The sequence below is a fragment of the Campylobacter sp. RM19073 genome (assembly GCF_024723495.1).
In the GTDB taxonomy this organism is placed as follows: Bacteria; Campylobacterota; Campylobacteria; order Campylobacterales; family Campylobacteraceae; genus Campylobacter; species Campylobacter porcelli.
The window spans coordinates 1-26,249 of sequence record NZ_JANQCT010000016.1 but is presented as its reverse complement, the minus strand read 5'-3'; the positions used below and the strand labels follow the sequence as shown (position 1 = coordinate 26,249).

General features: G+C 31.0%; 22 protein-coding genes and 1 other RNA gene. 11 read left to right on the top strand and 12 right to left on the bottom strand.

The window, feature by feature from the left end:
* From fliD to CSUIS19073_RS06355, 3 genes are all read left to right on the top strand, one after another.
* The coding region (gene fliD, locus CSUIS19073_RS06365) for a flagellar filament capping protein FliD (RefSeq protein ID WP_337214390.1) at positions 1-1,734 on the top strand (1,734 nt) is incomplete at its 5' end.
* A gap of 10 nt (positions 1,735-1,744) precedes the next feature.
* Entirely contained in the window at positions 1,745-2,131 is a 387-nt protein-coding gene (gene fliS / locus CSUIS19073_RS06360) for a flagellar export chaperone FliS (RefSeq protein ID WP_086236931.1), read from the top strand.
* Positions 2,118-2,333: a hypothetical protein gene (locus tag CSUIS19073_RS06355; protein WP_180379411.1), complete on the top strand. Its 216-nt coding sequence runs from the start codon at positions 2,118-2,120 to the stop codon at positions 2,331-2,333. The genes fliS and CSUIS19073_RS06355 overlap by 14 nt, the downstream gene beginning before the upstream one ends.
* A gap of 12 nt (positions 2,334-2,345) precedes the next feature.
* Here the strand turns inward: CSUIS19073_RS06355 and rnpB are convergent.
* An RNA gene (gene rnpB / locus CSUIS19073_RS06350) (RNase P RNA component class A) lies at positions 2,346-2,667 on the bottom strand.
* 135 nt (positions 2,668-2,802) lie between these two features.
* Between rnpB and CSUIS19073_RS06345 the strand changes: the two genes are divergently transcribed.
* On the top strand, positions 2,803-3,735 hold the full coding sequence (locus CSUIS19073_RS06345; RefSeq protein ID WP_086236516.1) for a cytochrome-c peroxidase: 933 nt from the start codon (positions 2,803-2,805) through the stop codon (positions 3,733-3,735).
* Positions 3,722-5,521: a methyl-accepting chemotaxis protein gene (locus CSUIS19073_RS06340; protein ID WP_086236515.1), complete on the top strand. Its 1,800-nt coding sequence runs from the start codon at positions 3,722-3,724 to the stop codon at positions 5,519-5,521. The genes CSUIS19073_RS06345 and CSUIS19073_RS06340 overlap by 14 nt, the downstream gene beginning before the upstream one ends.
* Before the next feature lie 30 nt (positions 5,522-5,551).
* Here the strand turns inward: CSUIS19073_RS06340 and truD are convergent, their stop codons facing one another.
* The 3 genes from truD to CSUIS19073_RS06325 are packed head-to-tail and all read right to left on the bottom strand — an operon-like array spanning position 5,552 to position 7,843.
* Positions 5,552-6,688, bottom strand: a complete 1,137-nt coding sequence (truD, locus tag CSUIS19073_RS06335) for a tRNA pseudouridine(13) synthase TruD (protein ID WP_086242615.1) — start codon at positions 6,686-6,688, stop codon at positions 5,552-5,554.
* A complete protein-coding gene (locus tag CSUIS19073_RS06330) occupies positions 6,666-7,484 on the bottom strand; it encodes a thiamine-phosphate kinase (protein WP_086242614.1) in 819 nt (272 codons plus the stop codon). The genes truD and CSUIS19073_RS06330 overlap by 23 nt, the downstream gene beginning before the upstream one ends.
* Positions 7,463-7,843, bottom strand: coding sequence for a DJ-1/PfpI family protein (locus tag CSUIS19073_RS06325; protein ID WP_086242613.1), 381 nt, complete (start codon positions 7,841-7,843; stop codon positions 7,463-7,465). The genes CSUIS19073_RS06330 and CSUIS19073_RS06325 overlap by 22 nt, the downstream gene beginning before the upstream one ends.
* A 97-nt stretch (positions 7,844-7,940) precedes the next feature.
* Here CSUIS19073_RS06325 and CSUIS19073_RS06320 point away from each other — a divergent pair, with 97 nt between their 5' ends.
* Complete coding sequence (locus CSUIS19073_RS06320) at positions 7,941-8,312, top strand: HIT family protein (RefSeq protein ID WP_086236511.1); 372 nt, start codon at positions 7,941-7,943, stop codon at positions 8,310-8,312.
* A gap of 69 nt (positions 8,313-8,381) precedes the next feature.
* Positions 8,382-8,948 (top strand): YceI family protein, encoded by a 567-nt coding sequence (locus tag CSUIS19073_RS06315; RefSeq protein WP_086242612.1) that lies wholly within the window; start codon positions 8,382-8,384, stop codon positions 8,946-8,948.
* Positions 8,949-8,986: 38 nt separating this feature from the next.
* On the opposite strand, the gene CSUIS19073_RS06310 is transcribed toward CSUIS19073_RS06315, so the two are convergent.
* The 5 genes from CSUIS19073_RS06310 to CSUIS19073_RS06290 form a co-directional block, all read right to left on the bottom strand.
* A complete protein-coding gene (locus CSUIS19073_RS06310) occupies positions 8,987-9,424 on the bottom strand; it encodes a Dps family protein (RefSeq protein WP_086236509.1) in 438 nt (145 codons plus the stop codon).
* A 102-nt stretch (positions 9,425-9,526) separates the two neighbouring features.
* The gene (locus tag CSUIS19073_RS06305) at positions 9,527-10,735 is read right to left on the bottom strand and encodes a glucose-6-phosphate isomerase (protein ID WP_086242620.1); all 1,209 of its coding nucleotides are present in this window, start codon (positions 10,733-10,735) and stop codon (positions 9,527-9,529) included.
* A complete protein-coding gene (gene galU, locus CSUIS19073_RS06300) occupies positions 10,722-11,552 on the bottom strand; it encodes a UTP--glucose-1-phosphate uridylyltransferase GalU (protein WP_086236508.1) in 831 nt (276 codons plus the stop codon). The genes CSUIS19073_RS06305 and galU overlap by 14 nt, the downstream gene beginning before the upstream one ends.
* Before the next feature lie 61 nt (positions 11,553-11,613).
* Positions 11,614-12,597 carry a sensor histidine kinase gene (locus tag CSUIS19073_RS06295; protein WP_086242611.1) on the bottom strand — a complete coding sequence of 328 codons (984 nt, stop codon included), beginning with the start codon at positions 12,595-12,597 and terminating at the stop codon, positions 11,614-11,616.
* Entirely contained in the window at positions 12,590-13,384 is a 795-nt protein-coding gene (locus CSUIS19073_RS06290; RefSeq protein WP_086236929.1) for a DUF234 domain-containing protein, read from the bottom strand. Before CSUIS19073_RS06290 ends, CSUIS19073_RS06295 begins: the two co-directional genes overlap by 8 nt.
* Positions 13,385-13,480: 96 nt before the next feature.
* Here CSUIS19073_RS06290 and CSUIS19073_RS06285 point away from each other — a divergent pair, with 96 nt between their 5' ends.
* From CSUIS19073_RS06285 to CSUIS19073_RS06275, 3 genes are read left to right on the top strand one after another with little or no spacing between them, the layout of a single operon-like run.
* Positions 13,481-14,068, top strand: coding sequence for a disulfide bond formation protein B (locus tag CSUIS19073_RS06285; RefSeq protein WP_086236506.1), 588 nt, complete (start codon positions 13,481-13,483; stop codon positions 14,066-14,068).
* Positions 14,065-16,143 (top strand): dynamin family protein, encoded by a 2,079-nt coding sequence (locus tag CSUIS19073_RS06280; protein WP_086236505.1) that lies wholly within the window; start codon positions 14,065-14,067, stop codon positions 16,141-16,143. Before CSUIS19073_RS06285 ends, CSUIS19073_RS06280 begins: the two co-directional genes overlap by 4 nt.
* Positions 16,137-17,939 (top strand): dynamin family protein, encoded by a 1,803-nt coding sequence (locus CSUIS19073_RS06275; RefSeq protein ID WP_086242610.1) that lies wholly within the window; start codon positions 16,137-16,139, stop codon positions 17,937-17,939. Before CSUIS19073_RS06280 ends, CSUIS19073_RS06275 begins: the two co-directional genes overlap by 7 nt.
* 11 nt (positions 17,940-17,950) lie before the next feature.
* Here the strand turns inward: CSUIS19073_RS06275 and CSUIS19073_RS06270 are convergent, their stop codons facing one another.
* Positions 17,951-18,466, bottom strand: coding sequence for a hypothetical protein (locus CSUIS19073_RS06270; RefSeq protein ID WP_086242609.1), 516 nt, complete (start codon positions 18,464-18,466; stop codon positions 17,951-17,953).
* Between the two features lie 1,308 nt (positions 18,467-19,774).
* Positions 19,775-19,900: a hypothetical protein gene (locus tag CSUIS19073_RS06265; RefSeq protein ID WP_257789238.1), complete on the bottom strand. Its 126-nt coding sequence runs from the start codon at positions 19,898-19,900 to the stop codon at positions 19,775-19,777.
* Between the two features lie 262 nt (positions 19,901-20,162).
* On the opposite strand from CSUIS19073_RS06265, the gene CSUIS19073_RS06260 reads away from it, so the two are divergent.
* Entirely contained in the window at positions 20,163-21,191 is a 1,029-nt protein-coding gene (locus CSUIS19073_RS06260; protein ID WP_086242608.1) for a DNA cytosine methyltransferase, read from the top strand.
* Here CSUIS19073_RS06260 and CSUIS19073_RS06255 read toward each other — a convergent pair.
* On the bottom strand, positions 21,175-23,043 hold the full coding sequence (locus CSUIS19073_RS06255) for an ATP-binding protein (RefSeq protein WP_180379410.1): 1,869 nt from the start codon (positions 23,041-23,043) through the stop codon (positions 21,175-21,177). The genes CSUIS19073_RS06260 and CSUIS19073_RS06255 overlap by 17 nt on opposite strands.
* Positions 23,044-26,249 lie beyond the last annotated feature (3,206 nt).

The following is a 26,249-nucleotide window of genomic DNA, read 5'->3' as shown; positions in this document are numbered from 1 at the left end:
AAACAAAAAGATCTAACCGCCATTACAACACTACTTAATACCTTTAAAAGTAGTGTCTCAAATTTAACTGGCGATAATACCTATCTAAAGCGAGATACCAAAGCTACAGGAAGTGGTAGCGTAACCGTATCAGCAAGCACTGGCGTAGCTGAGCAAACTATGAATTTAAGCGTCAAGCAACTAGCTAGTCAAGACTCATTTCAGTCTAAGACCTTTGGGTCAAGAACAGATAGTGTCTTTAGTCAAGATGTGAGCTTTGGGATTAGTATTGGTGGTAAGGATTATGTGATTAATGCTGACTCCACTACCACTTTAGAGCAATTAGCTGAAAAGATAAATGAATCCACGGATAAAAAAGTCCAAGCCAAAATCCTAAATGTAGGTGGTAATGAGCCATATAGATTAATTATCCAATCAGCTGAAACCGGAGAGGCAAATAAGATTGAGTTTTATAGTATTACAAAACCAGCTGGTAGTGGTAATACTAGCTCAGATACTACGCTAGAGGCTTTGGGATTTTATTTTGATAAGGCAAGTAATACTGGCGGAACAACAACAAAAGATAGCTATGGCAACGAGATTAATAGATTAACCCTAAAAGACCCTAGCCAATTAAGCAATGATCAAAAGAAAAACGCCGGCACCCAAATCCTAAAAGCTCAAGATGCTAAATTCCAATATAATGGCATAGATATAACCAGAAGCTCAAATAAAGTTGAAGATCTGATTTTAGGCGTTAGCTTAACTCTAAATAAGGTTGATAAACCAGATGAGAATACTAATGTATCCATCACTCAAAGCACAGAAGGGATACTAGAAGACCTAAAATCAATGGTAGAATCCTATAACTCCATAATAAATAATATAAACGAAGCTACTAAATATGATAGCGAGAATAAAATAGCAGGGACATTCCAAGGCGTAAGAGAGATAACATCGATAGTAACAGAGCTAAATAAAACCATAAATGGACTAAGCAAAGATGGTAAATCCCTAGCTGATTTTGGCGTAACCCTTACTAAAGATGGGATATTGAAACTAGACTCATCAGTAGCAAGTGATATGATAAATACTAAATTTAGTGAGTTTAAAAACTTCTTTAGCTCAGAGACTAAATTTACCAATGTTACCCTAAAAGGGGATAAAAAGGTAGAATGGAATGATGAGATAAAAGGTAAATTAACCATCAATGGCGTAGAGATAGATATAAATATCCCAAAAGATTACACCGCTGGTAGTAGTAGCACAAGCGGAACTAATGGCACTGGAAATGAAAAAGATAAGAAAAACGCCCTACTAAAAGCCATAGCAAATGCCAAAAATCTAAGCGATGTATCAGTATCATTTGACAAAGATGGCAAACTAGTCATAAAAGGCTCTGGTGGCACAGATATAGAGATAAAAGGCGATAAAACATTTTTAGAAAAACTAGGTCTAAAAGAGCAAAAGCTAGATGGCAAAACTGAGATTGTGGGTGGATTTTTCAAAGAGTTAAATGATACGCTAACTGGTCTAATCGGCAAAAATGGCACACTCACAGCCTACGAAAAAAACCTAACTAGCTCTCAAAAATCCCTAACTGAAACCAAAGAGAGAAGACAAAAAGAGCTAGATACTAAATATACTCAAATGGCTGAAAAATGGGTTCAATATGATAGCATCATAGCAAAATTAGAAAACCAAAGTAAAACCGTAAAAAGTATGATTGAGGCTGCTGCCAATGCTAATAAATAAAGGAGCTAAGATGGCATCATCTAATGCTGCATACGCAGCCTATAATCAAAATAATATGGGGATTGACTCCCCGCAAAAGCTAATTACAATGCTATATGAGGGGATTTTACGCTTTATATATCGAGCTAAAAAATCAATGGACGCTGGAGATATAGAGAGTAAGGTGCTATTTTTAAACAAGACTAATGCCATATTTTTTGAGCTTATAAACTCACTTGATATGAGTCAAGGTCAAATCAGCCACTACCTACAAGGTCTATATAGTAGGCAAATTCAGCTAATATCAGAGGCCAATATCGACAATGACCAAAACAAACTAGATGAAGTCGTTCATGTAACTAGAGAGCTTTTAGAAGCGTGGAAAGATGCTACAAAGGGCGAAAATGAATTGGCTTAATGAGTTTAAAGCCGCTTTGGTAAGTGAAAATTTAGATAAGATAGAATACCTAATAAACAACTACCCACCAAAGCTAAGCCCAGAAGAGCTAGAATGCACAGCTGAGCTATTAAAGAGTGCAACCCAGCTTTTTAGAAATAGACAAAAAGAGCTTGAAGTAGAGCTAAAAAAGGTCAAAAAAGCCAAAAAATATGATTTTTAAATCAAATAAATTTAAAATGGTGCGACTATAAGCCGAGTTCTGTTATGATGGTCATTTATCTAGATTTGATTTTAAACCAAATTCAAGCGAAGGGTTGAATATAAGACTCCAAACCACCCCTTCTTGCTGCGAGTTGGGTTTGCATAGCTACTAATATCTCTACTAGCACTGGTGGGCTCTTACTCCACCGTTTCACCATCACCGCTTAAACGGTAGTTTCCTTTCTGTTGCACTTTCCCTTGGGTTACCCCAGCCACCCGTTAGGTGGAACTCTGTCTTATTGCAGCTCGGACTTTCCTCAAGGCTTTTACCTTGCGACCATCCATCGCACCAAGCGTAATTCTAGCCAAAAATAGCTTAAATTTACAATTTAAATTTATTTTACAATATTTTATAAGTTTTTAATAGAATTTATAGCATAATTATATCTTTAAATTTTTTATCTTGTAGAAAATATTAAGGAGAATAAATGAAAAGAGCGATACTCTTAGCCCTATCAGCTCTGACAATATGCAGTGCTAATAGTATAGATCAAAATCAGATGGCTACTCCTATTCCTGATAGCATTGCATATGACAAAGAAAAAGCAATATTAGGCAAAAAACTCTATATGGATACTAGCCTATCAGCCGATGGCAAGGTCTCTTGTAATACCTGTCATGATATAAAGAGTTTTGGCGTGGATAATCAAGTATTTTCAACTGGTATTCACGGAGTGCTAGATAAACCATTTAACTCTCCAACTACATTTAATGCGGTATTTAACTTCGTTCAATTTTGGAATGGACGAGCTAAGGATTTAGCTGACCAAGCTAGAAGTCCATTTACTAATCCAAATGAGATGGGATTAAGAGATGAAGCTGAAGTTATAAAAATAATAGAGCAAAATCCTGATTATAAAGCTAGATTTAATGATATTTATGGCGAAATAAATATGGAAAATATCACAGACGCTATAGCTGAATTTGAAAAGACATTGATAACTCCTAACTCTCCATTTGATAGATACCAAAAAGGCGATCAAAATGCCATTAGCGACGCGGCCAAGAGAGGATGGAATGCCTTTAAAAACAATGGATGTATAGCGTGCCATCAAGGGCAAAATCTAGGTGGCACTATGTATCAAAAAATCGGTATATTTGAGCCATATCCAAATCAAGAAAATCTAGGTCGCTATGAAATAACTAAGCAAGAATCCGATAAAATGGTCTTTAAAGTCCCAAGCCTAAGAAATATAGCCAAAACAGCTCCATACTATCACGATGGTAGCGTTCCTACGCTTGATGCGTGTGTGCAATTTATGGCATATTATCAATTAGGCAGATTTTTAGACCAGCAAACAGTCGATGATATAGTCGCATTTTTAGAGAGTTTAACGGGGGAATATAATGAGCAGTTCTAAGAAAATCAGTTTTTTAAAACAGTTTATAGCACTTACTGTGCTTGTTTTGGTATTTATATTTATTCTTTTGGCGTTTATATTTAATAATTACAAATCAACTCAAAAGAATGAAAAAATAGCGATGGCTACGCAACATTTGCAAGTTTATGACCTAAAGATTGATGAGGTATTTAAGACTAAATTTAACTTTATCAATTACGATCAAAGCGTGATTTATAGCAGTAAATTTAAAAATACTCTAAATGAATTAGCCGCCTTAGATGTAGATAAAAATATGATAAACTCCATATCTTCATCATTTTATGCTAAGCAAGAGCAACTAGAGAGATTTAAATCCGCAAATTCAATTGCTATAAACTCAAAATCATATCTATTTACTCTAAGCCATGAAATAGATAAACTAGTAGTAGCAAACCCAACACCAAATAACCTAGCACTTCTAGAAGCAATGGATCAAATCTTGGCAATTGTATCAACTCAAAATATCCTAGCCAAAGATGTGATAAATATGCTTAATGAGCTTGTAAGCGTGATTAATAAAGCTCAAATTGGAGATAATGAGCTATTAAATCTCTTTAAAAAGCACTTTAATATGATGATGAGTCAGATTAATGTAATGCAAAATAACTCTACTTTATATCTTAGTCAAGATTTGAGTAATAAATTAACTAAATTTGAGACAATCATCTCAAATCAGATAGAGCAAAGCAATAAAAACCAACTCTATATCGCAATTGCGGTATTTGGTATAACTTTGATTATCTTTGCTCTATTTATATGGCTAACCCTTGTTAAGGTGGTAATCCCTATTGGAAATTTAGAGATATTAAGCTCAAATTTAGCAAGTAACAAAGCAAATCTTAGCTCTAGATTAAAAATAGATCCAAAAAGTGAGCTAGCCACAAGTGCTGGATATATAAATAAATTTATCCAAATAGTCCAAAACTCAATACTAGAAGCAATTGATAGCTCAAATAGTAGCCATAAAAACTCAATTGCCTTACAACAAAACGCACATAAACTAAAAGATAACTCACTTCATCAACACGAGCAAGTAGCAAGTGTCCAAAAAATCACAATCTTGCTAAATGAGGCTATAAATTTAAATAGACAACTTGCCAATGACGCTACTATAAATATGCAAGATCTAAAAACTCTGATGAATACAGCAGAGCAAACTCTTTTAGAGTTAATAAAATTAATAGAAGTAAGTAGCCAACAAGAGAATGAAATAGTAGCTAATATGGATCAACTAGTCCAAAGTGCAGATACTATATATGGCGTTACTAACCAGATTAAAGATATTGCCGATCAGACAAATCTACTAGCCCTAAATGCCGCTATAGAAGCTGCTCGTGCTGGAGAGCATGGTAGAGGATTTGCTGTGGTGGCTGATGAAGTTCGTGCCTTGGCTGAAAAGACTAGTAAATCTCTAGGCGATATTAATATCACGGTCCAAACAATCGTCCAACAAGTAAATAACAATAAATCTCTAATGGATGATATTCATCTATCAATGAGTAACACTTCAGAAAAAGCTGCTGATCTAAAAGATGAGATAGCAAATTCGATTAGCACACTAGACTCTGGTATTAAATCCACTAAAACCGTAGAGGATAAATCAAACGATGCCAAAGAGAGAATGGCAATGCTAAGCAATAATATACAAAAGGTCAGCACCGCTGCCACCGAGCTTACTGAGCTTGCTACCCATATCGAGCAAGTATCTGATGAGATCTTAGATAGTGCGGTTAAGCTAAATAATAAATTAATAAGCTTTAAATAAACAGATTAAATTTGGATTTGTAGCTCTAAACTACAAATCCGCAAAATCAAATATCTCCCTACCTAAAATCTCACGCAATAAAGTAGTAGCATAAGAGCCCTTTTGTAGTGTAAAACTAAGGCTAAATTGAGCCTCTTCTTCATTGTAGCTATACCTCATCTCATCAGCCCAAACCCAGTTAAACCGCCTTGAGCCATTCATAAATTTAATAAACTCAGTCCCTATAATATCTCTTTCAATCTGCATAGCCACGCCACTAGCCTCATACGCCTTAGAGCCTAGAAGTAATCCACAGCTAGTGCGATCCCTTTGGATAAATTTCTCAACTTCACAGCTTAAATCTTCACACAAAAATAGCTTACCAAATGGATAATGCCCCATCACTTCGCCACGAATTAGCTTAAAAAACTGCTTTTGGGATTTTAAATCTTTGATTGTATCCATATCAAATTTATAAATTTCAGCTAACTCCTTAATGCTAAAACTATCGCAAAATCGGCTAATCTCCACACGCTTGCTAAGATAGCGATTAAAAAGCTCACCCTGATACGCACTAATTAAAAAATCTCTAAGCTTTGGATTATATTTTTTAAGATTTTTTTTATCCCCATTTGCCATAGCAGTTAGTAGCTCTTTAGCATTTTGATAATTATTAGCAAATTTACCAAATCTTTGATAGCCAAAGTAATTAGCAAAACCACGACTATCAATCAAATTTATAGCATTTTTTAGCTTTTGAGCCTCGCTTGGAAGCACTTTTTTAAGGCGAATAAAAAAGTGATTACCCTTCAAATGACCAACTCTAAGCTTATTATTATGGCGAGTAGTATTTAAAATTTTAATATTATCATAAGAGAAATTCGCTATAGCACTCTCAAATTTAGCTGGAAGTGATATAAACTGCGTTGTCATTCCCTCTTTATCTTTTAGCCCAGCATAACCAAAATCTCTGATTCTTACTCCTGTAGCAGATGATAAAATGCTTAATAGCTCAAATGTGCTTAATCCCTTTTTTTGAATTTGCACTATTAAGTGCTCTCCGCTACCGCTATACTCATATAATGGGATTTCACGCACCACAAAATCGCTTGAATTTTTACTAAAATACGCATTGATAGGAGTATGCGTTGTTGTAAGTAATGGCTTAAAAATGGCTGAATTTTCCATGGAATTTTGCCCTTTCGTTTATAATTTTACCTAGTAAATTTAGCTTTACTCTACACATTTTGGCTTGATTTAACACCCTTTTTATATTTCTAGGTGGCACCGCTATAAGCATCTCATACTCTTCTGCGCTGATAAATTCGATTTTAGATAACTTTTTATTAAATTTAACTCCCCTATTTTGCGTAATTTTAGCCAAATCACTAGCCAATCCATCGCTAATATCCATACCAGCCCTTAGCCATTTAGCACTGCGTTTAATAAACTCAAATCTCAAATTTGGTCTTACAAAACGAGAATTAGCCCCTATCTTGCCATTATTTAAAAGCGTCCTAAGCCCCTTTAGCGAACTGCCTAAATCCCCAGTATAGCACACTATATCCCCTACTTTTGCCCCATATCTGCTTAATGGATTTTTAGCGTTAAGATATGAGATTATGGTTAAGCTAATGATTAATTTATCGCTTGAGATTGTATCGCCGCCGATGATTTGCGTATCAAACTGCGACGCTGCTTCTTTTAAACCATTGCTTAGCTCTTTAATATATTTGCTACTTAAATTCCTAGGCAATCCAAGACCCAAAAGTGCATATCTTGGCGTGGCATTCATAGCTACTGCGTCGCTTAAATTTACCATCATTGCTTTTATGCCTATCTGCCTTGGGCTAAGCCAGTGTGATTTAAAGTGAATATCTTCAACAAACATATCCTTGCTATAAACTACATTACCAATAACCGCACCATCATCGCCATTTAATTTATTAGCGAAATTTGATATTATACTTTGCTCTTTATCCACTCTAAAATCGCCTCATCTGAGCTAAATTTATACCCATTTAGCTCTGCTCCATCTAAAATCTTATCGCCATTATCTAGTGAGATTATATATTTTGACTCTTGGCTACTTTTCATCCAGCTTAAAAATATAGAATCATCAGCCCAAATCTCAGCACCCTTGCCACCTGGGATAGCTACAATATCATATCCGTATAAGGACTCACAGCTTAGATGCATAGGAAGGCTAATCCCCATCTCATCAGTCGCATCGCCCCTAAATCCAACCACCACAAACTCAATCCCACACCTAGCAAAAATATCATAAATTCTAGCAAAATTTAAAAGATTTACCCCATCATAGACCACTATACAGCTTTTCATATTTAACCTTACTATTTTGATGGCGCCATATTATCAAAACTCCTATAAAATAGCCATAAATTTGGTATAATTTGATAAATTTTATAAAGGTTAAATGATGATTTATAGCGATGATTTTATATATATAGAGATCGAGCCAAATGCCTTGCCGTGGATAAAAATCTTTACAAAAAGCAATTTTAAAGAGATTAGCCACTGCGATGAGAATACTAGAAAAAGGCTATTTGATGCTGCTTTAGAGTGCGAAAAGGCTATGATAGAGTTCTATAACCCTACAAAAATCAATTGGGCGAGTTTTGCAAACTATGTGCCTAGAGTTCATATACATATTCAAGCTAGATTTGAAGATGATGAGTTTTTTCCTGAATCATTATGGGGCAAAAAGCAAAGAGATAGTGTGCCAAGAGATATTAAAATAGATGAATTTGCTATATATTTAAATAATAAATTAAACAAAGTTTTTAATTAATTTTCAATTATTTAAGATATGTTATTTTTAGATAATTATAATCATTTTACAAACTCAAAAGGAGAAAATATGAAAAAACAAATTCTAACTTCAGTTGCGGCTCTAGGCCTACTTTTTAGCGTAGCAAATGCAGCCGTTTATAGCGTTGATGCTGTTCATTCTAGCACAGCTTTTAAAATCAAACACCTTCAAGTAAGCAATGTTACAGGGACATTTAGCAAATTTAATGGTGAGCTTGATATTACTAATAAAATTCCATCTAATCTTACAGCTACAATCGAAGTAGATTCAATCAATACAAATAATGAAGGTCGTGACGCACACCTTAAAAAGGCTGATTTCTTTGATACTGCTAAATTCCCACAAATCAAATTTATAATGAAAAGTTTTGAAAATAGTGGAGATGGCCAAGGCAAAATTAAAGGCGATTTAACAATAAGAGATGTTACTAGACCAGTAGTGCTTGATTATGAATTTGGTGGAGTAAGTAAAAATAGACAAGGTGCTGAGATAGTAGGATTTAGCCTAGAAGGCAAGATTAAAAGAAGTGATTTTAACTTCGCTCCAGAGTCTAGCACAGTAGCACTTGGTGATGAGATCAAACTAAATATAGAGATTGAAGCATTTAAGAAGTAATTAATTAGATAAAGCGGTTTTTAAGCCGCTTTATCTAATTATGCTAAAGTCGCATTAAGCATCCAAATTTTCTTTTCTAATTTGGCATAGTTCTCTTGAGCTATTGCTACAGTTGTATTATCATCAGCTTTTTGAGCTACATCTTCAAGCTTTTTAAACTCAACTACTAGATACTCAAATGCAGCTTTTAAGGCTTCTATAACTTCTATTGGTGTATAGCTATCTTTGCTAATTTTTGGTGCTTTAGCAACTTTTAGTAGCTCATCAGCTTTAGTAATAGCTTTGCCACCTATTTGGATAGCTCTTTCAGCCATCTCATCAAAAAGCTCAGCCAACTCATCATACTCTTTTTCTGTATATTCATGAATTGAGAAAAATTGCAATCCCTTTACATTCCAGTGATAATCATGAAATGTAACAAATAAGCTGTGTGCGTCAGCTTGAAGTTGGTTTAACTGCTCTACTACTTTTTTCATTTTAAATCCTTTATGTTTAAGTTGTGTAATTATACAGAGTTAAAACTTAAAATATAATAAAATAAATAATAATTTTTATTATTTAGTATAAATTTTAATCTATTAATCACCATCATCTAAAAGCTTTTTAAGTATTCTCTTACCCATTTCAACTCCTGGTTGATCATAGGTATTAATACCAAACATAACCCCTATAGCACTAGTAAGCAACTCATAATAATATATAAGCCACCCGCAATGCCACTCATCTATCCTATCTAAAGCTATCTCATCAATGCTTATTAGCTCGCTGGCTAGGGCTTGCATGGTTGAGTGAGCTTGAGCATTAAATACATCGCTAATCGGTTTAGAATTTACAAAATCACATCCGCTTAAAAAATCTAAATTTAAATTTGGCACCACTATATCGCTTCCATGGTCTTTTATGGTTATAAATGTTACGGTTTTATCCTTTATGCCTTCCATTATAAGCTGTAAAAATGAGTGCTGGTCTTTACTACCTACTAGACCAACTGGAGTTAGGCCAACCCTTTTATATCCACGCTTTTTGCCCAAGCTCTCAGCCCATAGCTGAATATACCACTCATTAAAACTAGTCAATCTATCGCTATAACTAAATAAAACATTTATCTTAGCACTCTTATGGGTTGCGTAGTGATAAGCTTTTTGTAAAATTGTATCATCGCCATTTTGCAAATACTGCTCTTTTACGCTATTAGCCCCATCAAGCAAGGCTTTAATATCAGCACCACAAAGCCCAAGCGGAACTAATCCAATCGCAGAAAGAACGCTAAATCTACCGCCTACATTTTTTGGTATATTAAATATCGTAGCATTTATCTTTTTAGCGTAATTTTCAAGCGGACTATTTGGGTCTGTTATAAATATAAAATTGCTATAATCTTTAATATCAAATTTATCCAATATATATTTATATATCGATATAGTCTCTATCGTTGTGCCTGATTTGCTAGATACTATAAAAATCGATTTTTGTGGGTTGATTTTAGCTGATTTTTGCTCTATGCTAAATGGATCAAGATTATCTAAAAATATAAGCTCTTTTTTTAAATTTAGCATATCATAAAGAGCCTTAACGCCAAGTGAGCTACCGCCAACGCCCACAAGCACAACACTATCAAAATCCATATTCTTAATAGATGAAATAGCATTTATTAATCCATCTATCTCAAAGCTTGGCAAGTGATAATAGCCTATTTGGCCATCATTTACCTCATCATTAATGCGTCTTGTGTAGCTATTAATACTGCTGATGTTTTGCTTATGAAATTTAAGACTATTTTCTACCATTTTCATACTCGTAAAAGAAATTTGTAGCTTCGACAAATCCGCTTACACTACCACAATCAAATCTTCTACCTTTGAATTTATATGCTAAAACCATACCATTTTGAGCCTGTTTTAAAAGTGCATCAGTAATTTGAATTTCGCCATTTTTGCCTGGATTTGTATTTTCTATAATCTCAAAAATATCTGGAGTTAAAATATATCTACCTATAATAGCCAAATTTGTAGGTGCATCGCTTGGGTCTGGCTTTTCTATCATATCATTTACCATTATTAGATCATCTTCTATAAATCTACCATCGACAACTCCATAGCTGCTAACGCTATCTTTAGAAACTTCCATCACAGCAACGATACTACAACGATACTTCTCATATATTTTTACCATTTGAGACATCACATTTTCGCCATCTTCATTAATACACAAATCATCAGCCAAAATCACCCCAAAGGCCTCATCTCCAACAAGCCTTTTTCCGCTATAAATAGCATCGCCTAGCCCTCTCATATGCATCTGGCGAGTAAAGGTAAATGTGCATTGATCCATAAGCTGCCTAATGTCATTTAGCATATACTCTTTATTTGTGCCTGAAATTTGATGTTCTAACTCATAACTTATATCAAAGTAATCTTCTAAAGCCCTCTTACCACGACCCGTAACAAACGCCATATTACTCATACCAGCCTCTCTAGCTTCATCTACACCATAGTGAATTAAGGGTTTAGTAAGGATAGGGAGCATCTCTTTTGGTAAGCTTTTAGTCGCTGGTAAAAATCTCGTTCCATACCCAGCAGCAGGGAAAAGGCAAGTTTGTATCATCAATATTCCTTTGGTAAATTAAATTTGCTAAATTTACACTAAATTTACTTAAAATATAATTTTAAGGCAGAGTTATTGTAAAAAGCTTAGGGCTATTTTGGACTGATACAGAGCCTTTATGAGCGTTTATGATCTCTAAGCTTAGGGCTAGGCCAAGACCATTGCCTTTTAATTTTGTAGTTTTAAATGGCTCAAATATCGCCCCACTAGGCAAATTAACCCCGCTATCACTAATATAAAAATTATGCAAACCATCTTCAAATTTATGCTCTAAGCTCACAATCCCACTCTCATCATCGCTCTCTTCAATGGCATCAATAGCATTAAATATAAAATTAGTAAATACCAAATCAAGCAGATTAATATCTCCACATATCTCCCCATCAAATCCGCTAAATTTAAACTCAATATCCTTGCTAAAAGCATATTGATTGATAGCTTCACGGCATATAATCTCTAGTTTGCTTAGATCAAATTTATTAGAATTTATATGCACGCCTTTGGTAAATAAAAGCGTGGCTTTAATAATCCTCTCAACCCTATAAATGGCTTTTTGGATCTCTTCAATTAATGGGCGATTTTTGTCATCAATTCGCTTTAAAAGAGTGCTAGTTAGCAAAGAAATTGAGCCTATGGGATTGCGAATTTCATGCGATAAATGTGCCGCTACAGCTCCCATAGAAACTAGTCTAGCTGATCTTTTCTCATCAGTTATATCAGTAGCTAGGATTATTTGATTTTGCATACTATTAGTGATTTTAATGGCATAAACTCTATTTTGAAATTCAATCTCTTGTGTGCTTTTTTGGATATTAATTTCATCTAAAATTCCCATAATCTGCTTAGCCTTATCATTACTAAGCACCACTTCCCCACTTGAGCTAATCGCCCACAATGACGCACCTAGGCTCTCTACAATCCCTTGGGTAAATTTTTGTAAATTCGCATATGACTCACCTAAAATTTTATACTCTTTTTCTATTAAATAAGTCTGCTCTATTAGACTTTTTAACCCATCTTCTATATTTTTGGTTTTCTCATTCATATAAATCCTTAAAATCATCAAGCCCAAACAAAATCACCCTATCATCTCTAAGCCCTAAAAGCTCATTGCTAAAGCCTGATTTTGAAAATAACGCTATTTTATCCCAATTTATTTTGGATTTTTCGCACTTTTGAATTAGTAAATTTAAGATATTTTTACACACTTTTCTCTCTTTATACTTTGCTTCAGCTACGATGGTAAATCCATCATAATTAGCATATATATCAATCTCATTTTCCCTATCCCAATAGCTTGAGATCTGCTCTTTTGGAATATTTAAACTCTTAGATAAAAGCTCAATACAAGCTAGCTCAAACTCAAGCGAGCAATAGTGATCAAACTCACGCCGAATCTCCTCCATAACCATATCATTTTGATTATTTTCTATCAGTTTTAAATTTGGCTCAATAAATCTAAACCAAAATCTATAAAATCGTTTTGTGAAGTGAATTTTATCTTGAATTTGATACCTTCTAAGCTCCTTTTTTAGCTTTTGATGGCGAATTTTAGGCGGTTTAATCTCTTTTGATTGCTCAATTTTGATAAAATTTTTATTTAAAAGCTCATTTATTATAGCACTACTTAGCGACCTAGATAGATATTTACTAGCTACAAATCTCTTTCTATCACCCTTAGAAAGACGCATTAAAAATCTTTTAGCCTCATCATATTCAAAGTAAAACTCGCCTTTTAAACTCTGATATTTAGCTAAAATTTCAGACTCAATAGCTACAAAAATATCATCATATCCACTTACAACCCTATCAAAAACAAAATAAAATTGCAAATATTTTATGGTATCCAAATCGCCCTAGCCTTTTAAATTTACAAAATTATAGCAAGTTTTGGTTATAATAGAGCCAAAACAACCCAAGGGTATATTATGAGTGGCAGAAAATTATGGCTTTATAATGGTTTTTTTACGCTTTTTTGTGTAGCGGTGGCGCATTTTATTTTACAAAATTACCTTTATATGCGTCCTTGCGTTCAATGCGTGTATATAAGGTATTATATGATAATTTCGGGATTTGCTTCTATATTAATATTGATATTTTATAGGCAAATTTGGATATTTATGGCTGGTTTTTTGCTATTTATATATGGCATAATTTGCGGAATTTTAGAGGCTTTAAAGCTAAATGCAATCCATAAAGCAATATTAAGCTCCAATCCATTTGGCGTAAAAGGCTGCCTTGATAAGCCAATATTTGAGCTAAATATAGCGTGGGATGAGATTTTGCCATCTATATTTAAAGCCACAGGTCAGTGCGGACTAGATATGCCAGTAGTGCCGCTTGATGTTAAATTTGACCCAATTCAAGCATATTTCATAGAGCTATATCAAGATGGCTGGTATCTCATACCGCCTTTAAAGCTAATTAATATGGCACAAATTTCAATCATTATATTTAGCATAGCTTTGATTTTGGGTTTGGTTTCATTAATATTAAGAGTAAAAGGTAGAAAATGATTAAGATATTAGAGCAAATTTGGGGGATTAAAACCCTATATGTCGATGAAAATCATATAAGTAAATTCAGTAGTGATGAAGCGGCGATAATCCTTTGTATCACACCAAGAAATTATGATAGGCTAATTAGATTAGAGAGTTTAAAAGGGATTTTTGCAAGGGCGAATTTAAGTCTAAATGAGTATAGCGTCCAGCTTAGTCAAATTGGCATAATAAACGCTATAAAGGCCTTGCAAATAGATATAAACGGGGTTTTAAATGGATTAAATGAGATAGCTAAAAATGATATTATAGATTTTGCTGGCTACTCTTTGATAAGTGAGTTTATAAATAGCCTTGAGCTTGATTTTACTAAAGTAGATAGCGCCAAAGCTCAGCCATTTCATAAAAATCTCCACACGCTAAATGAAATTCATCAAATTTTAAGCGAATTTGAATTTAAAGAAGTTAGCCAAAGACTGATTAACGCCTACGATAGTGCTAATAACTCTAAATTTAAAATAGCAGTTACTGGGGTGATAAATGCTGGAAAAAGTAGCACTTTAAACGCACTGATGAATCAAAATATTTTGGGTGCTTCAAATATCCCAGAAACAGCGAATTTAAGCATTCTAACCTATAGCGAAGATGAATTTGCCAAAGTCTGCTTCTGGTCGCCTGAAGAGCTAAAATCGATGAATTTAGAGCCAAAAGAGATGAAAGATAAAGTAGTCCCAATAAGTGAGCTAAAATTATACACAACTGCTGCTAATGAGATTAGCAAAATGGTAAAAGAGGTGATTTTAGGTATTAAGCTAGATATTTTAAAAGATGGCATTGATATAGTAGATACTCCAGGGCTTGATGATGCTGTGGTATTGCGTGAGATTTTAACGGCAAATTATATGAGCCAAAGCGACTTTACACTTCATCTGATGAATGCTAGTCAAAGTGCTACTAAAAAAGATATGGCATTTATCGTAAATACCTTAAAAAATGGCAAAAGTGGCGGACTTATAATCGCTCTTACGCACATTGATAAGCTTAGTCAAAATGATATAAAAGAGGTGCTAAACTACACAAAAAATAGTATTAAAACCGAGCTTAGTGAGTGCGGATTTGATGAGAGTTTAGCTGATGAGACCAAATTTTTTACCATTTCAGCAATTAAAAATATCGGAATTGATGAGCTAAGAAACTATCTTTATGAGAGCTTTTTTGGCTCAAATTCTAAAAAAGCAACACTAATTATAGACAACTATAAAAAAGAGCTTTTAAATATCACGCAATTAATATCTGATGACCTAAAAGCACAAAAAACAGCCCTAACATCAGATACCGCCACAGCTAAAGAGCTTGCTAAATCACTCCAAAATGAGATAGATGAGATAAGCAATGCCGCAAATAGCATAAATAGCGAACTTGAAAATCTGCTTAAAAGATTGAATTATGATAATGAAAATAGCAACGCAACCCTAAAATCCATAAGCGCTAAAATCAAAGATAGAGTAATCAGCGATGTAAAATACGCCACTGATAAAAAAATCAAGCTTGATATTATGAGACTTGGGGTGATTATAGAGAGTGGATTTAATGACTCTTTTATAGATTTTTTCAGAGATTTTAAGCAGCAAATTAGCAAAGATATCGACTCAGCTAGTAAAATTTTAGAGTTAAAGCTAGGGGCAAAAAATGCGAATTTAACCTTGCCAGATATTAGAGCTTATATAGATGAGCATCTACCCAAAATCAACTACGAAATCCTAAATAGCGATGTCAATAAGGCTATAAAAAATCAGAAAAATATAGAGTTATTAGGGGCGAATTTGACTACAATTTTTGATGATTTTATAATAAATTTAAATTTAACCAATAAGCTTAGCACTCTAGCTCTTTCTTGTACAAATGAGTTTATAACCAGCATAAAATCAGAGCTAAACTCCATACAAGAGCATCTAAAAACCAAAGAAGCGCAAATAAATACAATAGCCAAATCAAATTTTGATAATATCAAGGATAAAGAGAGATTAATAGCTAATATTGATAGCAAAATAGCACAATGCCAAGAGATTAAAAATAGGATAGAACTATGCTAAAAGAGTTTATAAAAGAGTATCAAAGAGTATATCAAATCAGCTTTGATGATGGATTTTTAGGAGAATTTGAAAGATTTTGCGCTCTTATTAGTGAGCCTAAATTCCACCCAAGCAAGGAGCTAATCGATAGATTAAATTTCCTTAGCCTACTAAGCCACGAGCCACCACTTGTAGCCATTGTCGGGCAGTTTAGCAGTGGGAAATCTAGCTTTTTAAATGCACTTTTGGGATTAGATATTTTGCCTACTGGAGTTGTGCCAGTAACGGCTAAGCCCACATTCATCAAATACGCACCAAATTATATGCTAAAAATCCTTCACAACGATGGAAGAGATGAGTATAAAAATATTGATGAGCTTAGCGCCTTTGTAGATCAACGCCACGCCTTAAAAGATGTCAAAAATCTCACAATCTACGCTCCAAATGAACTACTTAAAAAGATTAGTTTCATCGATACTCCAGGGCTAAACTCTAGAAGCGACGCTGATACTAATGAAACAAAAATGATACTAAATGAAGCTGTGGCACTCATCTGGATTAGCCTAATTGACAACGCCGCTAGAAAGAGCGAACTTGATGAGCTAAATCTTATTCCAAATAGCATTAAGCAAAACGCAATTGCCCTATTAAACCAAAAAGATAAATTAAATGGCGAGGAGATAGATAGGGTTTTAACCCACGCCAACACCACATATAGCAAGCATTTTAGCCAAGTGGTAGCCATCTCAGCTAAAATGCAAAGAGAAAATAGAAGTGATAGTGGCTTTGAGGCGGTATTTGAATTTTTAGATAAAATTGCTAATACAAAAGAGAATTTTATAAAATCCGCTTGTAAAGATATATTAATCTCATCGCAAAATCAAAATTTAAGCTTTATAAATATTTTAGATGAAATTTCAGATATTTTTACTAAATTTCAAGATAGAACAAATCTTAAATTCAGCGAGTTAAATGATAGTTATAATGCCAAATTTGAGATATTTTTTGAAGCAATCAAGCAAAATGCAGCCTTAATAGCAAACGAAATTAATAGTGCTTTAAAAAATGAAAAATCAGCTTATTACAAAGAAAAAAGCGGATTTTTAAGCAAAAATAGCTTTGAAAAGATAGAGTATGAAAGAGTCTCTCTAGATAGAGATGAAATCTTAGGCAAACTCATCTATAATGATGATAAATTCGCTAAGATATTTAAGAAATTTAAACGAGATTTAAGCGAATTTGAAAATGAAATTTTAGCCGATTTACAATCAATCTTTGATGAGTTAAAAGAGCTTACACTTCGCTATAAAGCCAAATATGAGAGCATTAGAAAATCAGACCCACTCCACTCTGATCTACTTTTTGCCGATATTCGTAAATTCTCAAGCGAAGTCTATTCTCTATTTTTAAGCCATATTGAGACGCTATTTTTGGCTAAATTTGCGAATTTAGGGCTATTTTTTGAAAGAGTTTTTATAAAAGTTAGCGCTAACTACCAAAACGCAATTAGACTAAGCGTGAATTTCATAGCTCAAAAGTGCGAAAAAAGCAGCCAAGACTATGAGTCTGACCCCGTTGCTTTTAGCTTGTATTATCCAAGATTAAGTGAGATAAATGAGAGAATTTTAAATGAGCTTAGCTATTATGAATTTGAGAGTGAATTTAGCGGTAATGCGACATTTATTACTAAATTTATTAACTCTCTTAAATTGCAAATGGCTGATCTAATGAGTAAAAATCAGAACTATATAAACTCGCTAAAATCAAAATATCAAAGCGACCTAAATGAGTTAGAAAATAGTTTGCCTTGGTCTTAGAGTTGGCAGAATTAATCTGCCAAATCCTCAAAATCCTCAAAATTATCTATAAATTCATTTGCTAGAAATTTAGCATAAATATCGCTTTCAACCCTACTTTTAAACTCACTGAATTTAACTCTATCGCCATCTTTGATATGATTTAAAAGCTTTAGGGTATATTCATCATCGATATGGGATTGTAAAAATTTGATAGCTCCACTCATTCTAGCTTCGCAATTATCAATAGACAAAACCGCACGCAAAATCTCGCCATTTAGGCTATTTGCCGCTCCAGAGTATGGCACTAAGACCTTATACATATACTCAATGCCCTCTTTTGCTTCAAAGCAATTTGCCTCTAACCTTACCCCATTTTCATCATTCCAAATTTTATATGTCTTATCGCCTACAATGCTATCAAATCTCTTACCATCATTGCTAGAGCACTCCCAACACCTATCAAAGCACTCATCATTCCAACCATTCAAAGCAAAAAATCTACCATCATACTCCACAACCGCTATTTGCGTATCTTGCCAATGCATTTTAATCCTTTTTAATTTTCATAAATTCTATCTAAATTTATTAATATTTTAGTTAAACACTATATGTAAATCCTATATTAAATAATTATTTAAGTATAGTTTGTATACTCAAGGAGTATATATTTTATGTTGCGAGATTTGATTTAAAATACTTATTGTAAATTTGGTATTATTATACTCAATCAACATAACAAATCATACCTCAAAACTAAAAGTCTTTAAGCATACACTATATAAATAATATAACGGTTCTTAGAGATCATCAAGCCACTAAAACTATACACTTTAAAAATATATTGTAATAGTTTTTTATCTCTTACAATACTATCAAATTATAACTAAAATAGTTACTAATATACGTAATAATCCTATAAGGCTATATTTATCAATTATTTAATACTGTTTTTTCTAAATCAACTCTTATAAAATAACTTCTCTTTATATCCTAAAATATTAATACCACTAAAAATAACCACTCTAACTACACTTACTTAAAGATAAACAATTTTAAAACTCCTATTAAATATAGCAATAAATAGTTTTAATTAGACAATATATAAAATATCAAGAATTATATTGATTAATTTTTGTTGCCTATGTTGTGAGTGATTTTATATAATTAAAAATTTATTTTTTAATAATCGATTACTAAAAAATCAAAATTCAAATATTATCCATTAAATAACAAATACTTTTTTACAATTTTATACAGCTTTATTTCTTTTATTATTAATCTTGCTATCTATAAATAACAAATTTTAAAATGTTGTAAAAATCTAATCTTATTATATAATTATAATATTTTGTTAAATTTAATATATTAACATTTGCTCTCAAGTAATTAAAAATAAAATCTAAATTGTAGATCATTTTATACAAATTATCTAAAAATTGATCCTATTAAGTAAGTTACTAAAATATGATGAGTTGCTATTACTAATATTTATATAACCCAATAAGCGGTGAAAACGATAAGTCTATATATGCTTCTTTAATTTTCTTACATGACATTATAGGTTTAATTTTTGAAAAATTGTATGATACTTTTTCTTTTATTTTTATTAAATCAATTGCGATGGCTAAAAACTCTATATTTTAACCTCTTTTGTTTTAATTTATTTTTTATAATTCATTATAATAAAATATAATCTTAAATTAAAAATTTAAACAATATAAAATAAAAAGTTTATCTAAAAGCTATAAAATTGCATTCTTGCTCGTATAGGGCAAATCTAATAAACCTTTATAACAATTACATAAAGTAGCATAACTACGATGAATACAAATTGCATAATCCGCATAACAAAATTATAATAAAATTTTTAATCTACTATCAGCATATATTTTTGATTCTATCATTTTATCATAAGCATTATCATATATAATTGAAGTTTTAATTTGTGTTAAAATATCTTGAACATATGTATTCATCATCTAAATAATCTCCAACCCTTTACTATGAAAATTATAATAACTAAAACTACAAAAATTGGAAATATTATTAAATTAAAATAAAAAATTAATCTAAATAAAAACTCCATAATTTTTTAAATTTTTCTAGTTATTCATTAGTATAAAATGCAAAATTAATTCAAATATCATATCGCATAATCTAATCATTACAAGTTATATGATTGATATAAAATTTATGGTGAAGGTGGTATAATTATCACTTATATTTAAAAAGGTTATTGCAATGCTAAAGAAAATAAAAGCGATTGATTTTTTTTGTGGTGCTGGAGGTATGACAAAAGGCTTGCAGTTAGCTGGTATTGATGTTTTTGCTGGAGTTGATTATGATAAGACATGTAAAAATACATATCAAAAAAATACACATGCACTTTTTATAAACAAAAGCATTATTGATATAAAAGCAAAAGAAATCAAACAAATTTTTAAGGAATATGTGTTAAAAAATGAATACACAATGATAACTGGTTGTGCTCCTTGTCAGCCATATAGTAGCATAAATACTAGAAAAAAGATTGATGATCATAGAAAAACCTTATTAGATGAGTTTGCTAGAATCATAAAAGGAGTTAAACCTCACTTTGTTTTAATGGAAAATGTAAGTGGGCTAACGGAGAAAAATGAATATTTTTCAAAATTTATTAATATGCTTTCAACTAATAATTATAAATACGAATATAAAATTTTAAATGCTAAAGATTATGGTGTGGCACAAAACAGAAAAAGGCTTTTTTTAATAGCAACAAGACTAAAAAATAATAAACTATCTTTTTTAAAAATAAAAAAAACTAAAGAAATTACTTTAAAAGATGTTATATATAATCTAGAACCAATAACCCACGAAACCCCATCAGCAATAGATTATTTACACAGGTCTTTAAGGCTAAATGATATAAATTTAAAAAGAATACAAGCTACTAGGCACAATGGTGGAACAAGAGCTGGGTGGCATGATTCTTTAAGGGCAAAAAGTCATGCAAAAAAAAATGTGTTTAAAGACAACTACGGAAGATTATCATGGGATAAACCGAGTTCGACAATAACAACAAAATTTAATCAATATTATAGTGGTAGATTTGGACATCCAGAGCAAGACAGGGCTTTATCTTTAAGAGAGGGTGCATTAATTCAATCTTTCCCAGAAGATTATATGTTTTTTGGAACAGACTACCAAATAGCTAGACAAATAGGTAATGCCGTTCCAGTTAATTTATCAAAAGCTATTGGAGAAATTTTTATTAACTCTCTTGATTAGAAATATTTATGCTGGTTAAATTATATGTTTTTTCGTAAGTGTTAATAAAGTCCCTATGATATTGTTCTGCTTGACTCAACATATCCTCATAACTCATAAAAAACATATCGCTTTTTTCAAGCGTTTCTAGTCTTGTTCTTACCATACTATCGTTTTTTAGTTTTTTTCCTATTATATATGCTTTAACTTTTCTATATTTACTTCTATCTGAATTATTTTCATTTATGTGGGCTTTTATAAATTCATAATATTCTTGCATTTGCTTTAATTCTTCTATTCCTATAATTTTTTGGCTTCTTTTTATTTCTAAAACATACAAAGTATCACCAAAACCTTTACACAAGAAATCAAGTCTACGGTCTTGAATATTTTCTAGTGCTGAGTCACAAAAATGTTTTATTAAAATTTGTCTATATCCCTGTTCATCTTCAAAGCTAGAAAGCCTAGGCTCTAGTATCCATGGAAATTGATTTAAGAAACCATGCATAGAATCCACTTTTCCAACTTCCTTGGTGTCTGCTTTTATCATTTCTTTAAATTTGTTTATTGTTTCTATTCTACCTATTGCCAATCTATAATATTCTTTTGCTTCAATAATTTGCCAATCTTGCATTAGTTTAATGATGGCATCAGTATTTTCATTTCCACTTATTTCACTTGCATATTTTCTAAAAATATCAAATTCAAAAGCACCTTTTACATATTCCAATAAGCTTTTGATTCTACCTTCTTCCAAATCTGATGATATCACAATATCTGTAATTTTTTTAGCCAAAATCTTATCTTCTTGACTATTAAATTTTCTTTCATACCAAGCAGTATCAATTTGATGTTTTTCTCTGAGTATTTTTTCTTTTGCTTCTCGTCTTTTCTCTCTCCAATCGGCACCAATCTTTTTTATTATTTCGGATAATACCTCTCGCAATTCTACCAAATCATCATTTTCCCAAATAAGAGAATTTCTAGCAGTAGAGATATTGTCATCTTCAATACTATCGTCTAAATAATCTACATTAATATCGCCACTCATATATGAAAAAGCATGTGAATTACTTAACTTAACATTGTAAAATTCCCTATTATTTGCCAACTTGCCTCTTGCATACAATGCTATACCTTTTATATCGTCGCTAAGTGTATTATTTGTTGTTATTATACTACCATTTATATTCTTTTCTCTTATAAAGTCTATTATATTTTGATCTATTTTTAAAGTTTTTAAATCATTTGGAATATGCCATTCAAATTGCATATCTTTTAATAACATTTTTTTTCTTGCGTCAGCATCCAAAACTTCTTCTTGATCTTGTCCAATGATTTTACATATAAAATTATCATCAAATAAATTTAGTCTAGATAATATAGAATCAGATAGATTTTGAATATTAATTGATGTTTTTCTAGTAAGCTGTCTTAATATTATCTTTGTATAACTATTCTCTTTTGTTTCTACATTATCTTTTTTTGGTGGCAACTCTAATAACTCATCAGCACTCTTGCTCATTAATTCATCATAATTAATAACAAAGCTGTTTATTTTGCCATCTTTACAACTTTCTACTTCCACCTCTTTGCAAATGCCAAACATAGAAAGTTTGCCTATACCTTTTTTGCCAGTAACTTTTCTTTTATATTTTTGAGTTACTTTTTCATTATCGGTTTCTCTGCGATTTCTACCAATTTGCAAAAAATTGTTATTTAACTCATCCATACTCATACCACAACCATTGTCAAAGATTTCTATTGTTTTTTCTCTAGTATTTTGACTCATTGAAATCTTGACTTCTGTGGCATCCGCATCATAAGAATTTGTAATCAATTCTGATAGAACTGGCGGTAAAGTACTATACATGCTTAGACCTAAATGCTTAATTGTAGCGGGGCTGAATTTTAATTGAAACATTATAAAAACTCCAAATGTCAAGTAAAATGTATTATATAATAATAGCAATTAAATTACATTTAAAATGATGATAAAAAGTTTTTATATTTTAATTAATCTCATTTTAAATACAAGAAAATAGCTAAAAAGATTTTCAGTCTTTATGCTTTAAATTGCATCTGTTTTTCATGTTCGTCACACCCTTTACTCATATTATTTGATCTGCTCAACATAATCTTTTAATATTTGCTAATAACTTAAACCATTCTACTTGTTAAGATATTATAACAATGTATATTGTTGGTATACCACTAACGTTTGCGCTAGTTAAAAATATCGCAATAGCAATGTTTATTTAAATAGCAGTTTTTTATCATCTTTGTTTTAACAGTATATTCGTTCTTTATAAAACTAGCTCCTATGTCTTGTTATCTATAAATTTGCTTAATTTTTTAGCTATTTTTTCTATGTTTAATAGTAATTTGTGGATTATGTTTAGTTAAAAAATTTATAAAACTCCATTTAATGTTTTATATATCTCTTTGATCGCTAAAACCACTTAAATATTCTTGAATATGCAAATTATCTACTCTGTCAAATTTATCTAAAGCTTTTTACGACGCTACGCTTTTGGGCTAGTAATAAATTTAATAATTGAAGTTATTCCTTTTAATTTATATTTCTCTGCCTTGGTCTTGATTTTTATTTAGAATTTGTTTTTTATTTCATCTAGTATTTTGCTAATTTTTTAATAAAATTTAGGATATGCATGTTTAAAATTTGGCGTATATTTTTCAATATCGCTCATCATTTTGCTTAATTTTTCATACCTATTTACATCTAGTCTGTTTTTAATTTTCTTTTCTTATGTGGTTTTTAACTTTGTATAGCTTACATGTTGTATCTCTTTGCGTTGCGTATATACTTCTTTAACTAAATCAATCACAGCTTCTCTAAAAATTTAGACTATCTAAAGTAAGTTCAAGTTTTTCTTTGCATTTGTAATCTTTGGCTTAGCTTTCGTTATTGTCCCTGTAGTATTATAATTTCTAAGCTTATATCAATCTATTAAAGTGATGTGAGACACTATTAATTCCATCACTATTCATTAAATTATTGATTGATTTGTAAAAATTTATCTCGAGTCGTGATTGCTCATCTTTTAGCTATTCTAACTCTTTTTCATATTGAAGTTTAAACCAATCGGCTCGTTTGTTTCAATCGTTTTGATCGGCTAAGTTGCTTTCTTTCTCTTTTTTTCTTTTTTTCGTTAATGTTGCTTTTCTTTAAATTTTCATTTTTTAACTCTTTTATGTTTTTTTATATTCTTTTGATTTTAAATTATTAAGTTTCTCTTATATTAATTTGTTACTCATCTTCTAATCCCAATATTAATTTAAAATTCATAGCGTTAATTTAAGACAAACACTTTAGAACATTTTATCGTTTATAAAATTCAAAAAACTTTTAAAAAGTGATATATAAAAATAAAATATATTTATAAATTATTTAAAAAGTATAAAACGCTTACAATTGTCTTTTAATATAATATATAATCAATTTTAGCTCGTAAGACCAGTGTCTTCTTTATTATTTTTTCTTTTACATAGCTCTAATCCATTTTAAAATCTTTAAATAAACTAATTCCATCAAATAAAAAAATAAAAACCCTCTAAATCTAAAAATTTATTTTTTAAATTTAACTTAAAATCTAAATTTTATATATTTAAAAAATATAATTTTAATTAATATAATTCCTTCCTTTTTTATATTTTATGTATTTTCATGTTATTAAGTAAGCAGTCGGAATATTTTGTAATACTTAGTCCAAATTTGGATTATTTTTAAACCATTATTAGTTTTATAATCCTCTTAATCATTTACTTTAAGCTTCATAGATTATTTATATCTTATTTTCAAAACTTAAAATAATAAAATATTGATTTATATTAAATGATTTAATATTTACATGTGTCAAATTTACTTATTGAGATTTTTTGTTGAAATATAACCATGAAAATTTACCTAAAAATAGAAATATATTCAAAAAGCAGATTTTATACCAACCATCAAAAAGATAACGAGTGAATTCGTCGCCATACTGGTCTTAAAAAGTCAGCTCTTGCATTTGATTTATGTGTAAAAATTACGGTAGATTTATTGACCCTAAAACTAAACTTGAACAAGCTAGGCGTAATTATTATGATCTTGAGAATAATCATATCGATCGCCAATTAAAAAGAAGGAATAAAACTTAAAATCTGTAAAAAATAATAGCAAATTTAGTTTTGCTAGAGTAATTGATAAATTACTTACAAAAGTCGTTTTTAAAAAGTAAAACTATTAAGCTTTATAATATATCATGAGCAATGCTGTAAGTGATTTTTTAGAGTATTAATATATTTATTATCTGCCTAATTTTCAAAGATATCATAATGTTTAGTTTGTACGGTTTTGCAAGTATAAGAACTTAAAAGATAGTTCTATTAATGGCTATTATTTCTTTTTTGATACTATTTCTCTATACATTATGTAATGATTTAATTTCAAAAAATCTGTTTTGTACACCAAATTTAAGCATCAATACAATACTAGCGAGAATAAAAAATTTACGCCGTTTAGCCTTGAATAGATTCTAGAGCTTATAAAAATACAGATAATGGATAGCTTCACTTATTTTTGATTGTTGTTTTCTTGGCTAGGGCTGTTAATATTTTAGCTATTACATTTGACAATTTCGATTAAAAAACAAATTCACATTAATAAAACACTTTCTTGCGTATGTATTGTAAATTCATCAAAACAAAAACAAGCAATCTCAAAATTGATATGCTTAACATTATATGTAAAGAGCTTATAAGGTTAGATATTAGCGATAAAAACGCGAGAATTTTTAAGCATTCTCGTTCAATGATAAAGATAAATTTAATGATTTGCAAGAAAAATTAGCCTACAGAACACCGTAGACTTTACAATAACTAGAATTAATTCGCATCGACAATATTAAGTTATAGAAAAAAGACTTATATAGTAGATTTTAAAATGATAAAACATAAAAATTTAAATAAAACTTGTCGCTCATACGTAAAATATCCACTCAAAAAAAATCAAACAAATGATGAATGTGTAGATACCAGTTGGTGATATTATTAATATTCCTAGCATAAAATCTAATT